Genomic DNA, 13,140 nt, shown 5'->3' with positions numbered 1-13,140 from the left:
CGATTATCCACAGCAATGCCTGTTTTTAAAGTATTGCGCCGGAGAGGTGGCCGAGTGGCTGAAGGCGCTCCCCTGCTAAGGGAGTATAGGGTTTGTAGCCCTATCGAGGGTTCGAATCCCTCCTTCTCCGCCATCACTTATAAGAAAACCGCTTAATTGCGGTTTTTTTATGTCTGCGATTTATCACTTCCACACACAACTGGTCAGATGTCTTTAACCTATGCTATGTTGAGATCTGATTGGGGAAATGAGTGTGACTAATGAAAATCCATGTCTTAGAAGGCTATATTCAACATATTTATCTGGTTGAACACGAAACGGGCCTGCTGTTACTCGATGGTTGCTGTCGTGCCGATGTTGAGTTGGTCTGCAACTACATCCAACAACTGCAAAAGCCACTAAGCGCACTCAAGCTGATTGTGGTCACGCATATGCACCCAGATCATGCCGGTGGCGCGCACAAACTCAAAAAACTCACGGGCGCAAAGATTGCGGCCGCAAATGCCCCCAGTCAGTGGTATCGTGGTATTGATGGGGTCATGATGCACCTCTCCGATATGGCACTGGCACTTTGGGTTGCAGGGAGAAAGCGCAAGGCCAAACGCAATCTTTGGTACCCAAGACAATTATCACCAGACTTTTACCTAGCCGATGGTGATAGCTTGCCCCACTTTAACGAATGGCAAGCGATACACACACCCGGTCATACGGATAGAGATTTGAGCTTGTATCATCTCCCCAGTAAGCGCATCTATGTGGCGGATTTGACGGTAAAAGTGAAAGGGCAATTTGTTGCGCCTTTTCCGGTATTCTATCCACGCTTGTATCGCCAATCTCTTGCCAAAGTAAAGGCACTACAACCCAACTCCGTGCTCTTGGCGCATCAAGGAGAGGTACTTGCAGAAGAAATTGATTTCAACGCACTGATAGCGCGCGCGCCCAAGCAGCCAATGACACATTGGCGCTCGGTGAAGAAGAAGACCAAAAAAGCACTAGGATTAGGAAACTAGCTTTCGTTGATAACCTGCACCAACTGCGCGATGTCCTCCTGACTATTATAAATATGTGGTGAGACACGAATACCGTAGCGACGATTATCCACAGCAATGCCTGCTCGCTTAAGCTGCTCCATCACTGCCTCATGCCGCGAGCCAAAATGCAAAATAGCGGTCCCCGAGCAAGCACTCTGTGCTGTAGGAGAGCGATAAAATTCAGGCAATGCCGCTTGTAACTCAGATAACAAAGCAAAGTTGTACGCTCTTACTTGCTCAATCCCAAGCTCGGCAAAATAGCCAAGGCTGTGCCCCGCATAGATATAAGGTGCCACACTTGGTGTACCGCCCCAAAAACGCAGCGCACTTTCACTCAGCGCAAAATGATGAATATCAAACTCGAATGGATTTTGATGCGAAAACCAGCCAACATCTTTTGGCTCGCAATAAGGCAAGACATCTTCATTCACCCAAATAAAACCGGCGCCAGGGCCACCGCAGCTCCATTTCACACAAGAGCCGATAACGCAATCCGCGCCCCACTCGCTTAAATTTATTGGTAATACACTAAGTGACTGAGCAATATCAATAATGCTTCGACAGCCATATTGGTTAGCAAGGCTAATGATGTCAGCGACAGGCGCCTGCTGACCGCTGTTCGAATAAACATGACTGACAAATACCCAGTCAATTTGCTCGTCAATATATTGCTGCCACACACTTAGGTCGTGCATATTCATCGCTTCGGGAATATAAACAATCTCAATATTGTCCAGCGCGTTTTGTAACGCAAATCCCATACTGGGGAAGTCTTGCTCACTCATCAATACGCGTACTTTGCGAATGCCACTTTCGGGCAAACTCATCGTCCATTTCGTTAAACCACTGGAAAGGTTTGTTTGCGGACAAAACAGGCGCGCATCTGTGTGTAATAGGGAAGCTAGGGCTGAAGTAAAGCGATCAATTCCACTTAGCCACTGCTGCCAAGGCTCTTGATTTTGTTGTTGCCACGGCACCATAAATTGCTGATGAAAATCTTCCGCTGCAGATTTCAACACACGACCAACGGAATGGCTCAATAAATAGTGACCCGTAGGCAGGTGAAAATCATCCCTATACTGCTTCATGCTTAACCCCTATTGCTTGGCGTATTCGTTTTAAGTCATGATGCCGAGTGAAGATATCATCGCGCTCGGCAGCGGCTCGCCTATCTCTTAAGTCCGCGAGTTCTTTGAGTAAGACTTCAATCGGTGGACCACTGGCGGTCACTTTGCTTAAGTGCTGTTGCTGCATTGCCTGCGAAGGTTTGGCGATATACTTTTCGACGAGTTGATTGTGATGTTGTATGGCCGTATCTCCATGCAGCTTACACACTTGTATAAACAAGCTACAGGCAGGGCCAAACCAATCACTTTTCGGCCCTTTCAATGCTCTCAGAAACGCATCCATTAAATTAGGCGTACGCATACATTCACGCAGGGTTGCTTGGTCTTCTGGCATCATATAGAGGAATTTTTCCACCAGCATTTGACCGTAACTAATATCATTAGCCGGGCATAACCCCAACATCATATCGATAACATTGATACCCGCAAAATCTCCAGCGTTTGCACCACGATAGACCTCTTTACCAACTCGGTAAGGTTTGTAATAGGGTCGTACAACGTAAAAGAATGCCTCGGTATCCAGTTCCTTAAATAACTCTCGATTAGACTCTATCACCTCAAGCAGCGCTTGCTTAACTTGTTTGAGTAGCACCAATGACATGGGATGAGAAATTCCCAAATGATGTACCTTCATTAGCGATTCGGACGCTCGTTTATAGGCAAGAATGGCCTGAGTATTGTAGTCGATGAATAAGCGCTCTGCCGGATGAGAGGTAAAGCGCTTATACACGCCGTTGATTGCGCGGTTGTGTGTGGTGAGATGAGCCGTTGCGAAGCGCGGCGTAACTCCCAAAGAGGCACCGATGTGCATGGCCAGTGCCGATGCTTGTGTTAGTGGAGACACCCTTTCACGGCTTGGCTCGGTAATTTCGTGGCGTCTGCATGCAGCCATAAATAGACCAACGTTACCGAGTAAGTCGAATGCTTGCTCAAAGCCTTCGTCGGTATTACCTTCTTCTAGCAAGGCTTGGATCAGTTGATTACCTTCTTCTAATAACTGTGCTTTTAGCGTTTCACCAACGCCTTCAACGTTTGCTTTATCCTGTTGCTGCCAATAAAGATGTTCAAGCTTGTCGTTAAGGTCAACAAACGGGCCTCTAATCCAAGCGTCAAATTGTACGGCTAATGGACTCATTATTACTTCTCGTGATTATTCCACAGTTAAGGCTAGCAAATCACCACGAGCATAATTTGCCAATTTTCTCTAAAAGTTTAATACTGATTAGCAAGAATCACTCTTTTATTTGGTTTATGTCGGTAAATCTAGATGCCAAGGACAAATTGCTCCTTAACGCCTTGCAACATAATGCACGGTTGAGTAATGCCTCACTCGCCGAAAAGGCAAACCTTTCCGATACTCCCTGTCTTCGACGCGTAAAACGCTTGCAAGATACAGGAGTAATTTCAGGCTATCATGCGGCACTGGATAGAGCGCAAGTTGACCTAAGTATTCTTGTTTATGCATTTATAAAACTCAGTGAAAATACCGCAACCGCAGCGCATTTATTTGAACAACACGTGGAATCTGAAGATCAGGTGATCAGTTGTTCGGTGATCTCCGGAAGTCATGATTACCTATTGGAAATCGTAGCAAAGGATTTGCCCAGCTATGAACAATTTGCCAAACATCAACTGGGCGCCTGTAAGGTGATTAGCGGGATTGAATCAACGATTGTCCTCAAGCAAACTTTTGCGAAACGCATATTACCGATCCGCTAACCATTTTTATCGTCACCTGTTCTCGCTATACTGCATGTGATTTTATGCTCATAAGGACCGACTATGCGCCACTACCTTACCTCCACAGTACTTGCTTTTAGCCTGCTTGGCTCACCTTTGATCATCGCACAAGACTGTGTTACCCAAGTGAGTGATATGTCGCTATTCACCGAGAGCAAAGCATCGGGATTATTCCGCAAAGCAATCGATAAAGGCCCTGTCACCGTCGATATAGCGAATATAAAAAACTATAACGATTATATTCGTTCGACTAAGCAAATTATTGAAAGCCGCAATCCCCGCGCAACACTGCCGTGCCCGTTAATGACGCCCACTGCAACATTACTCAACCTGACAACCCCTAAGGTAAGTGACTTAATTGCGCCATTTTCACTTGAGCATGACAACAGAGATCACGCCATTTTACTTATCCATGGTCTGACCGATTCTCCTTTTACTTTTCACTACCTTGCGGCAGCGCTCTATGAAGCGGGATACAATGTCAGAACCATGTTACTGCCAGGCCACGCGACTGCACCAAGCGATTTAACCGAAGTTGATATTGACGATTGGCAAACTCATACGGATTATGCCATCGCACAGACGAGCCAAGATTTTAAGCATTTTTCCGTACTTGGTTATTCCACTGGTGCCGCCATAGTGCTGAGTAGCATAGCGAAGCACAAGCCCAATAATTTAGGCTCTGTTGCACTTATCTCACCCGCTACGGAGCCACATAATAAGAACGGTTGGCTAGCCAAATGGATTGATTACGTGCCATTTGTCAATTGGATAGATGAAGACGCAGATTTGGATTTCGCCAAATATGAATCTTTCCCATGGCATGGCGCAACGTTAGCCCATCAGGCTATGGCGCCACTCAAATCACTCACCACTTTGCCAGATGTACCGATGTTTATCAGCTATAGCGATGTCGATACCACCATAGACAATCATGCAACGGCAAAGCTGCTAGAAAAGTGGCAACCTAAGTCAACGTTGACCCAATTTATCTATTCGGAAACGCCATCGACTAAGCAAGGTGTGAATTATCGGAGCGTGAAAGCCGACAACATTGTCGATATGTCTCATATTGGTATTTTGCAGCCGCCTGAACATATTTTTTACGGCCGCAAAGGGCCTTATCGTAATTGCACCAGTTACCACTTAGAAGACCAAGCCTTCATCAACTGCCGCACAGGTAAAACCGTTCATTTTGGCGAGCGTCACGAGAAAAGCATGATGCAATACACCGCTCTTGCGCGGATCACGTTTAACCCTGATTACGGCAACTTTGAGCAAGCACTGCTCACATTTTTTGACCGCCACAATGACTGAGTACCAACACAGGTTTATTCATTCTCTGACTGAAGTGACAGCAGCACAGTGGGACTGTGTTTCACCATCACATGTATTTACGAGCTACGCGTGGCTGCTTGCATTAGAGTTGAGCGGCTGCACCAGCAAAGAGACTGGCTGGATACCGCATCACTTAATGATTGAACGCCAGGGCGAGTTGATTGCAATTTTACCAGGCTATATTAAATCGCATTCTTATGGCGAGTACGTTTTTGATTGGGCTTTTGCTGAAGCCTACGAGCGCCATGGATTTGATTACTATCCGAAATGGCTGTGTGGCGTCCCCTTTACGCCAACTCAAGGGCCAAGAATATTAACTAAACGTCTATCTTCTTGCTTGCTTGAATATATTGACGCTACGCTCACGAGCCTCGCCCAACTAGGCATTAGTGGAGTCCATATTAATTTTTGTCGTGAAAGCGATTTTCTCACTCAAAGTCATTTAACGATGCGCCGCAATGTGCAATTTCATTGGCATAATAGAGGTTACGCCGAGTTCGATGATTTTCTCGCACGACTCACATCAAGAAAGCGTAAAATGGTCATGAAAGAACGCCAAGCTGTGACCGCCCAAGGTATTAACATAAGCTGGACTGTTGGCAGAGAAATAAGCACAGCACAACTTGATGCGTTTTTTCTCAGCTACCAACTCACCTACCTTAAACGTTCGCGACACCACGGCTATCTCTCTCGCGATTTTTTTCAGCAAGTTATCACCTCGATGCCAGATAAGCTTCGTCTTTGCTGCGCTTACTTAAACCACGAAATTATCGCCACCAGTTTATATCTTGTGGATGGCGATACCTTGTATGGTCGCTATTGGGGCGCAATTGAGGATAGTTACGACTTTTTGCATTTTGAGCTGTGTTACTATCAAGGCATAGAGTACGCCATTGCTAATCAGCTTGCAGTCTTTGACGCGGGCGCTCAAGGTGAGCACAAGTTAGTGAGGGGTTTTGAGCCGGTGTGGAGGCAATCGTATCACCGCTTATTTCAACCTGACTTTCAACAAGCCCTTGAGGATTTTACCAAGCGCGAAGCTGACGCACTCGGGCATTACTTTACCGAGTGCCAAGCAAAACTACCGTTTAAACACCAATAAGCGATTATTAGCCGGCATCGCATAGTCTTGCTGTAGTGTAAGTCCTTGCTCTGCCGCAAGCGCCAATACCCATTCTTGATCGCGAATGCCACTCTCTTTGTCTTGCGATTTTAAATACGCATCAAACTCTCGGTTACTCTCGCTGGTAAATTCACCTTGATAATTAAACGGCCCATAAACTATCAGATAGCCGCTTTCTTCAAGATGTCGTCCTACTCCTGTGATTAAGCGCTCAACGAGCGTTGATGACACAATGTGCAAGGTATTAGCGGTATAGATCACATCATAACGCTGATTAACAGGCCACGCATGGTGTAAGTCTAGCGCCAATGGCGGTAAAGTATTTTCTAATTCTGAATCATCAAGCCACGCTTGAATACCTGCGTGATTAATCTCCCTGTCCGCCGTCTGCCACGTTAAATGCGGTAACGCCGCAGCAAAGTGCACAGCATGCTGACCCGTACCAGAGCCTACCTCTAGCACTTTCAACGGTTTATTTAGATAGGGAGTGAGCTTTTCTAATATTGGCCGTTTATTGTTTTCACACGCTTGAGAGTAAGGTTTTGTCATTTCGTTTGCACTATTTTGATCGATTTATGCGCCTCATTGAGGCAAGAATTTATCTCAATTGCAAGGCAAATAGCTAAAACTTCTACTAAGCAATTAAAATTAGAAAAGAAATTTATTTTGGTACAACTTCTGCTAAGTTTAAAGAGTACTAAGAGGAGAAGCGAGCATGAAAATTTCAGAGATCACCCAAATGCCAAGCCAACTTAAAAGCGAAGGACTTGTTCTGAAGAAGCGTAAAAATACCTTCACGAAAAGTCGCGCTTACCGACAAGAAGTCGCCAACCTGATGCAACTCGAAGAACAAGAGAAAGAGCATTCAGAACAGCAATATCTCCTCGGCTATAATTAAGCTCAATCACACTTTCTTAAATTCATTTCAGACTCATAGTGAGCTGCTATGGTGAATGCTAAACAAATTGTTTGGCAGTGCGAATACTAAAGCTTGAATTGCCAACCAAACGATGTAATGATAACCATTATCATTACATCGTTTGGTTTTGTATTTATGCAGCTAGCTACTTTATTACAAACTTATCGTGCGAAGCTTAATCGCCACTGCCAGCGACCACAACTCGAGGCGCCGCTCTTGGTTGCGGAATATATTTCGGCAGGCATAAGCATGGCAAAATGGTACGAGCGCCATAATAACCCGCTGCTGCAAGAGCTTTATCTTAAAAATACATTGTCCGAACTGTTAGAACAGATTGCCGATCCACTCGTTGATACCGCCATACGTAAACAATGCATGGATCAATTATTTAAGCCTTTGTTGGCACTAAAACGGTTTTATAAACATCACCATACTTCGTCACAGCAATTTTTGAAGCTCCAGCGAGATGCGTGCCAAACCTGCCAGCAGTTTAACCCTTTTTATTAGGAGCAACGATGACTACATTTCGTCAAGAATCCGATAGTATGGGAACATTAGATGTTCCTGAGCATGCGCTCTACAAGGCGCAAACACAGCGCGCTGTAAATAACTTTCCTATTAGCGGGATCACAATGCCTGGTAGCTTTATCAAAGCATTGGCCTACATCAAACAAGCCGCAGCAGAAACCAATCAATCCCTTGGTCATCTATCAAGTGATAAAGCAAAAGCAATCGTGAGTGCCTGTCAGCAGCTAATTGATGGCAAACACTTAGATCAATTTCCAGTGGATGTCTTTCAGACTGGCTCTGGTACCAGTTCAAACATGAATGCCAACGAAGTGATAGCTACTCTAGCGACTGAATTAAGCGGTGTCGCAATTCATCCTAATGATGACGTTAACATGGGCCAAAGCTCAAACGATGTGATCCCAACAGCGATTCACGTGAGTAGTGCAATCACAGCAGTGTATGACCTTCTGCCTGCACTAAAACACTTATCTAGTAGTATTGAACAAAAAGCAGAGCAAGTTGGCCATCACGTCAAAACTGGCCGTACGCACTTGATGGATGCAATGCCGGTGACCTTTGCACAAACATTAAGTGGCTGGCAAGCGCAAGTAGATAACGCCTGTCAGGGCATTGTTCATTCCTTAGAAAAAGTCTACGAGTTAGGTCAAGGTGGAACAGCGGTCGGCACAGGTATTAATGCCGATCCACAGTTCGCTAAGTTATTTAGCCAAAACCTGAGCACTAACATCGGGATCCGCTTCAGTAAAGGCAATAACTTTTTCTATCATATCGGTTCACAAGACGCGATTGTGGGACTTTCAGGCCAACTTAAAACCTTTGCAGTAGCACAAATGAAGATAGCCAATGACTTACGCTGGATGAATTCAGGACCGCTTGCTGGCCTAGGTGAAATCGAACTTGAGGCGCTACAACCAGGCTCTTCAATCATGCCAGGTAAAGTAAACCCTGTTATTCCAGAAGCGGCTGCAATGGCCAGTGCTCAAGTGATAGGTAATGATGCAACGATTAGTGTTGCAGGCCAGTCTGGCAATTTTGAGCTGAATGTTATGTTGCCGGTGATTGCATTAAATATTTTGCAAAGCATTGAGATCCTCTCAAATACCGCGAGGCTACTTGCGGACAAAGCTATCTCAAGCTTTAAAGTAAATGAGCAGAATATTCAAAAGGCACTGGCTAAAAACCCGATTTTAGTTACCGCGTTAAATCCTGTGATCGGGTATGAAAAAGCAGCACAAATTGCCAAGCTTGCCTACAAAGAAGGACGTCCAATCATTGAGGTCGCTGCTGAGCAAACCGATCTGAGTGAAGACGAACTTCAATCATTACTCGATCCGCAAAAACTCACCAAAGGCGGTCTATAGCGCCGTCCTTCAAAGCCTGCAATCACATATAGTGTATGCAGGCTGCAGAGCTTGCTATTCCTTAAGGACTTGCGTAGTTTAATTAGCAAACATTAGGAGAGCATATAATGAACAAGATGATCCCCACTTTACTGACAACCTTTTTGCTGTTTGGTTGCCAAGAAGAAGTAACTAAAAAAGAAACCACAGAACAAAAAGCACAGGAAACCAGAACTGTAAGCGAAAAGCACACCGAAATTAAAGAATCAAAAGAAGCAAGCTTGCCTATTCAACAAGATGGTAAAAAGCTCGATACCTCTGATATCAAAACCCATAAACAATCATTGGAAAACATCGTGGCCGACAAAAGCTGTGATAACGATACCCATTGTAAAGTCATTGCCGTTGGCGATCGTGCCTGTGGTGGCCCTTCTTCTTATCTAGTGTATTCAACAAGATCAGCAGATGAGGCCCAAGTTAAGCAGCTAGCGGAGCAAATTACTACATTAGAGCGCGCCTATAATATGCAAAATCAGATGATGAGTATCTGTCAGCATTTAATTGAACCCGCAACACAATGCGTTGAAAATAAGTGTGTTAAACTAGAAAATAGTCGTCCTACATACTAGAGGCAATAATGAAGTTAGCTATTTCTCTCGCTTGCATCGGCACACTAATTGCGGCGTTATCTGGCTGTGAAATGACACCAAGCGATGCAACAAGTCGCTCGAATGCTACACATACACTCAGCGATATAAGAGCAAATATAGGATGTGATGCAAGCTATCAGTGTAAAGTAATTGGAGTAGGTGAGCGATTAACCTGTGGTGGACCAAGAGAATACCTGATCTATTCAACGAAGCATACTGATGAGCAAGATGTAGAAGCAGTAGTTAGCGCTATTACAGAGCAAGAAAAGCTGAGTAACAAAGGAAAAGCGCCAGCGGTTAATTGTGAACCTGTGATGCCAATACAAACACTATGTATTGCCCATACCTGTCAGGCTGTGCCTCTATAGGCTGATGAGCACTCAGGTTATCGGATAAGCTCATTGATCACTGAGATCACCATCACTAACAGCGCACAAATACTCGCATTAATAATGTACTTCACTTCAAGCTGCTTCTTAATCCAATAGCTATACATAAAGCGAATTAGGTAAGTGGCTGAAGTACCAAACAATGCAAATATTACCAACAGTGCAATTAAATGAAATGACACGCTAAATCCCCTTTTTTTAGCCCATCATATCGTTAATTGACCCTTCCTTATAGCCCTTATTGCATAAAACCATATAGCTGCTCCTTGCTTGTAAATGCTCGGCGGATAAACCACCTCGCACCATATTTCACTGTGCTGATACTGTGGTGGGAGCGATTTCACCTCGTGAGGTTTCTATATCCCAAACAACATAAAATCCGTCGCATTGCTGCAACGGGTTTTGTTATACATGGGTGTTCCATACTATTTTTAGGTCGAAATTTTCATTGCAAACCATCGGCGGGTAAACCACCCCCCACCATGCTGCCCTTTGCTGATACTGTGGTAGGAGCGAGTTTACCTCGCGATGTGTTGATTGGCTTGCGAGGTTTTCTATACCCCAAACAGCAAAAAACCCGTCGCATTGCTGCAACGGGTTTCTCTTATTTGGCCCTGGCGATGTTCTACTTTCACATGGGTAATCCACACTATCATCGACGCTGTTTTGTTTCACTTCTGAGTTCGGCATGGGGTCAGGTGGGTCCAAAACGCTATAGTCACCAGGAAATTCTGTTCATCAATGAAGTCTCCCTCATTAATGTAAATCCGGAAAAAGCTATTAAATTCTTTGTCTACTTTAGTCTATTAACTTCTGTTAGCTAAGGCCTCCATGGATGGAGGTCATGCTAGGAATTGTCTGGAACAATTCTAGTAAACCACTTTGGCGTTGTATGGTTAAGCCTCACGGGTAATTAGTACGAGTTAGCTTAATGCCTCACAGCACTTCCACATCTCGCCTATCAACGTTGTAGTCTTCAACGGCCCTTCAGTTGACTCTAAGTCAAAGTGAGAACTCATCTCGAGGCCTGCTTCCCGCTTAGATGCTTTCAGCGGTTATCAGTTCCGAACGTAGCTACCGGGCAATGCAATTGGCATCACAACCCGAACACCAGCGGTTCGTCCACTCCGGTCCTCTCGTACTAGGAGCAGCCCCTCTCAATTCTCAAACGCCCACGGCAGATAGGGACCGAACTGTCTCACGACGTTCTAAACCCAGCTCGCGTACCACTTTAAATGGCGAACAGCCATACCCTTGGGACCGACTTCAGCCCCAGGATGTGATGAGCCGACATCGAGGTGCCAAACACCGCCGTCGATATGAACTCTTGGGCGGTATCAGCCTGTTATCCCCGGAGTACCTTTTATCCGTTGAGCGATGGCCCTTCCATTCAGAACCACCGGATCACTATGACCTACTTTCGTACCTGCTCGACGTGTCTGTCTCGCAGTTAAGCTTGCTTCTACCATTACACTAACCGTACGATGTCCGACCGTACTTAGCAAACCTTCGTGCTCCTCCGTTACTCTTTGGGAGGAGACCGCCCCAGTCAAACTACCCACCAGGCACTGTCCTCAACCCCGATTCAGGGGCCTAAGTTAGAACATCAACACTACAAGGGTGGTATTTCAAGGTCGGCTCCACAGAAACTAGCGTCTCTGCTTCAAAGCCTCCCACCTATCCTACACATGTAGGGTCAATGTTCAGTGCCAAGCTGTAGTAAAGGTTCACGGGGTCTTTCCGTCTAGCCGCGGGTACACAGCATCTTCACTGCGATTTCAATTTCACTGAGTCTCGGGTGGAGACAGCGTGGCCATGGTTACACCATTCGTGCAGGTCGGAACTTACCCGACAAGGAATTTCGCTACCTTAGGACCGTTATAGTTACGGCCGCCGTTTACCGGGGCTTCGATCAAGAGCTTCGCCTAAGCTAACCCCATCAATTAACCTTCCGGCACCGGGCAGGTGTCACACCGTATACGTCATCTTACGATTTTGCACAGTGCTGTGTTTTTAATAAACAGTCCCAGCCACCTGGTCACTGCGGCTCTCGTTTGCTTACAGAGCAAGTCCTTCACAAACAAGAGCGTACCTTCTCCCGAAGTTACGGTACAATTTTGCCTAGTTCCTTCACCCGAGTTCTCTCAAGCGCCTTAGTATTCTCTACCTGACCACCTGTGTCGGTTTAGGGTACGATTCAGTATGAACTGAAGCTTAGAGGCTTTTCCTGGAAGTAGGGCATCAACAACTTCACCACCTTAGTGGCTCGTCTCGACTCTCAGCCTTGGCAACCCGGATTTTCCTAAGTCACCAGCCTACAGCCTTTCACATGGACAACCAACGCCATGCTTGCCTAGCCTGCTCCGTCCCCCCATCGCATTCATACCGAGTACGGGAATATTAACCCGTTTCCCATCGACTACGCTCTTCAGCCTCGCCTTAGGGGTCGACTCACCCTACCCTGATTAACATGGGATAGGAACCCTTGGTCTTCCGGCGGAGGAGTTTTTCACTCCTCTTGTCGTTACTCATGTCAGCATTCGCACTTCTGATATGTCCAGCATGCCTCCCGGCACACCTTCAGCCACTTACAGAACGCTCCCCTACCCCGCGAACAAAGTTCGCAGCCGTAGCTTCGGTGGTATGTTTAGCCCCGTTACATCTTCCGCGCAGGCCGACTCGACTAGTGAGCTATTACGCTTTCTTTAAAGGGTGGCTGCTTCTAAGCCAACCTCCTAGCTGTTTTAGCCTTCCCACATCGTTTCCCACTTAACATACACTTTGGGACCTTAGCTGACGGTCTGGGTTGTTTCCCTCTCCACGACGGACGTTAGCACCCGCCGTGTGTCTCCCGGATATTACTTTACGGTATTCGGAGTTTGCAAAGGGTTGGTAAGTCGGGATGACCCCCTAGCCTTAACAGTGCTCTACCCCCGTAAGTATTCGTCCGAG

Annotated in this window: 13 protein-coding genes, 1 tRNA gene and 2 rRNA genes (1 of these 16 running past the window's edge); 10 read left to right on the top strand and 6 right to left on the bottom strand. The window is 45.9% G+C overall.

The genetic code is table 11. The features are described 5' to 3' along the window. Window positions 1-40: 40 nt before the first annotated feature. A tRNA-Ser gene (locus tag PPIS_RS15290) sits at window positions 41-133 on the top strand. Between the two features lie 127 nt (window positions 134-260). Next, window positions 261-1,010, top strand: a complete 750-nt coding sequence (locus tag PPIS_RS15285) for an MBL fold metallo-hydrolase (RefSeq protein ID WP_010378083.1) — start codon at window positions 261-263, stop codon at window positions 1,008-1,010. Here the strand turns inward: PPIS_RS15285 and PPIS_RS15280 are convergent. Together PPIS_RS15280 and PPIS_RS15275 are read right to left on the bottom strand one after the other, a co-directional pair. Continuing rightward, window positions 1,007-2,119, bottom strand: a complete 1,113-nt coding sequence (locus PPIS_RS15280) for an aminotransferase class V-fold PLP-dependent enzyme (RefSeq protein WP_010378081.1) — start codon at window positions 2,117-2,119, stop codon at window positions 1,007-1,009. The two genes, PPIS_RS15285 and PPIS_RS15280, sit on opposite strands and share 4 nt — an antisense overlap. After that, window positions 2,106-3,293, bottom strand: coding sequence for a PrnB family protein (locus PPIS_RS15275; protein ID WP_010378079.1), 1,188 nt, complete (start codon window positions 3,291-3,293; stop codon window positions 2,106-2,108). Before PPIS_RS15275 ends, PPIS_RS15280 begins: the two co-directional genes overlap by 14 nt. 116 nt (window positions 3,294-3,409) lie before the next feature. On the opposite strand from PPIS_RS15275, the gene PPIS_RS15270 reads away from it, so the two are divergent. The 3 genes from PPIS_RS15270 to PPIS_RS15260 all read left to right on the top strand — a co-directional run bounded on the left by PPIS_RS15270 (window position 3,410) and on the right by PPIS_RS15260 (window position 6,338). Further along, a complete protein-coding gene (locus PPIS_RS15270; protein ID WP_026001098.1) occupies window positions 3,410-3,877 on the top strand; it encodes an Lrp/AsnC family transcriptional regulator in 468 nt (155 codons plus the stop codon). Between the two features lie 63 nt (window positions 3,878-3,940). Then, on the top strand, window positions 3,941-5,215 hold the full coding sequence (locus PPIS_RS15265) for an alpha/beta hydrolase (protein ID WP_010378075.1): 1,275 nt from the start codon (window positions 3,941-3,943) through the stop codon (window positions 5,213-5,215). Beyond that, complete coding sequence (locus PPIS_RS15260; RefSeq protein ID WP_010378073.1) at window positions 5,208-6,338, top strand: GNAT family N-acetyltransferase; 1,131 nt, start codon at window positions 5,208-5,210, stop codon at window positions 6,336-6,338. Before PPIS_RS15265 ends, PPIS_RS15260 begins: the two co-directional genes overlap by 8 nt. On the opposite strand, the gene PPIS_RS15255 is transcribed toward PPIS_RS15260, so the two are convergent. Continuing rightward, on the bottom strand, window positions 6,318-6,908 hold the full coding sequence (locus tag PPIS_RS15255; protein ID WP_010378071.1) for a DUF938 domain-containing protein: 591 nt from the start codon (window positions 6,906-6,908) through the stop codon (window positions 6,318-6,320). The two genes, PPIS_RS15260 and PPIS_RS15255, sit on opposite strands and share 21 nt — an antisense overlap. A 166-nt stretch (window positions 6,909-7,074) precedes the next feature. On the opposite strand from PPIS_RS15255, the gene PPIS_RS15250 reads away from it, so the two are divergent. The 5 genes from PPIS_RS15250 to PPIS_RS15230 all read left to right on the top strand — a co-directional run bounded on the left by PPIS_RS15250 (window position 7,075) and on the right by PPIS_RS15230 (window position 10,167). After that, window positions 7,075-7,257, top strand: coding sequence for a hypothetical protein (locus tag PPIS_RS15250; protein WP_010378070.1), 183 nt, complete (start codon window positions 7,075-7,077; stop codon window positions 7,255-7,257). A gap of 117 nt (window positions 7,258-7,374) precedes the next feature. Next, entirely contained in the window at window positions 7,375-7,785 is a 411-nt protein-coding gene (locus PPIS_RS15245; protein WP_010378067.1) for a hypothetical protein, read from the top strand. An 8-nt stretch (window positions 7,786-7,793) separates the two neighbouring features. Beyond that, window positions 7,794-9,170 carry a class II fumarate hydratase gene (locus tag PPIS_RS15240; protein WP_010378065.1) on the top strand — a complete coding sequence of 459 codons (1,377 nt, stop codon included), beginning with the start codon at window positions 7,794-7,796 and terminating at the stop codon, window positions 9,168-9,170. Window positions 9,171-9,277: 107 nt separating this feature from the next. After that, window positions 9,278-9,778, top strand: coding sequence for a hypothetical protein (locus tag PPIS_RS15235; protein ID WP_010378063.1), 501 nt, complete (start codon window positions 9,278-9,280; stop codon window positions 9,776-9,778). 8 nt (window positions 9,779-9,786) lie between these two features. After that, window positions 9,787-10,167 carry a hypothetical protein gene (locus PPIS_RS15230; RefSeq protein ID WP_010378061.1) on the top strand — a complete coding sequence of 127 codons (381 nt, stop codon included), beginning with the start codon at window positions 9,787-9,789 and terminating at the stop codon, window positions 10,165-10,167. Between the two features lie 17 nt (window positions 10,168-10,184). Here PPIS_RS15230 and PPIS_RS15225 read toward each other — a convergent pair whose 3' ends face one another. From PPIS_RS15225 to PPIS_RS15215, 3 genes are all read right to left on the bottom strand, one after another. Beyond that, window positions 10,185-10,370, bottom strand: a complete 186-nt coding sequence (locus PPIS_RS15225) for a hypothetical protein (RefSeq protein ID WP_010378060.1) — start codon at window positions 10,368-10,370, stop codon at window positions 10,185-10,187. Window positions 10,371-10,800: 430 nt separating this feature from the next. Beyond that, window positions 10,801-10,914, bottom strand: a 5S ribosomal RNA gene (rrf, locus tag PPIS_RS15220). A gap of 166 nt (window positions 10,915-11,080) precedes the next feature. Further along, a 23S ribosomal RNA gene (locus PPIS_RS15215) occupies window positions 11,081-13,140 on the bottom strand; it runs 824 nt beyond the window's last position.

This window comes from Pseudoalteromonas piscicida, from assembly GCF_000238315.3.
Taxonomy (GTDB): Bacteria; Pseudomonadota; Gammaproteobacteria; order Enterobacterales; family Alteromonadaceae; genus Pseudoalteromonas; species Pseudoalteromonas piscicida.
Note: the sequence above shows the minus strand (reverse complement) of the source record. Positions and strands in the feature narration are given on the sequence as shown.

What these genes read in the sequence shown, in the direction of transcription:
- PPIS_RS15245 (WP_010378067.1), top strand. Translation starts at nt 7,375, where the DNA reads ATGATAACCATTATCATTACATCGTTTGGTTTTGTATTTATGCAGCTA.
- PPIS_RS15275 (WP_010378079.1), bottom strand. Translation starts at nt 3,293, where the DNA reads ATGAGTCCATTAGCCGTACAATTTGACGCTTGGATTAGAGGCCCGTTT.
- PPIS_RS15280 (WP_010378081.1), bottom strand. Translation starts at nt 2,119, where the DNA reads ATGAAGCAGTATAGGGATGATTTTCACCTGCCTACGGGTCACTATTTA.
- PPIS_RS15255 (WP_010378071.1), bottom strand. Translation starts at nt 6,908, where the DNA reads ATGACAAAACCTTACTCTCAAGCGTGTGAAAACAATAAACGGCCAATA.
- PPIS_RS15270 (WP_026001098.1), top strand. Translation starts at nt 3,410, where the DNA reads ATGTCGGTAAATCTAGATGCCAAGGACAAATTGCTCCTTAACGCCTTG.
- PPIS_RS15240 (WP_010378065.1), top strand. Translation starts at nt 7,794, where the DNA reads ATGACTACATTTCGTCAAGAATCCGATAGTATGGGAACATTAGATGTT.
- PPIS_RS15235 (WP_010378063.1), top strand. Translation starts at nt 9,278, where the DNA reads ATGAACAAGATGATCCCCACTTTACTGACAACCTTTTTGCTGTTTGGT.
- PPIS_RS15260 (WP_010378073.1), top strand. Translation starts at nt 5,208, where the DNA reads ATGACTGAGTACCAACACAGGTTTATTCATTCTCTGACTGAAGTGACA.
- PPIS_RS15285 (WP_010378083.1), top strand. Translation starts at nt 261, where the DNA reads ATGAAAATCCATGTCTTAGAAGGCTATATTCAACATATTTATCTGGTT.
- PPIS_RS15230 (WP_010378061.1), top strand. Translation starts at nt 9,787, where the DNA reads ATGAAGTTAGCTATTTCTCTCGCTTGCATCGGCACACTAATTGCGGCG.
- PPIS_RS15250 (WP_010378070.1), top strand. Translation starts at nt 7,075, where the DNA reads ATGAAAATTTCAGAGATCACCCAAATGCCAAGCCAACTTAAAAGCGAA.
- PPIS_RS15265 (WP_010378075.1), top strand. Translation starts at nt 3,941, where the DNA reads ATGCGCCACTACCTTACCTCCACAGTACTTGCTTTTAGCCTGCTTGGC.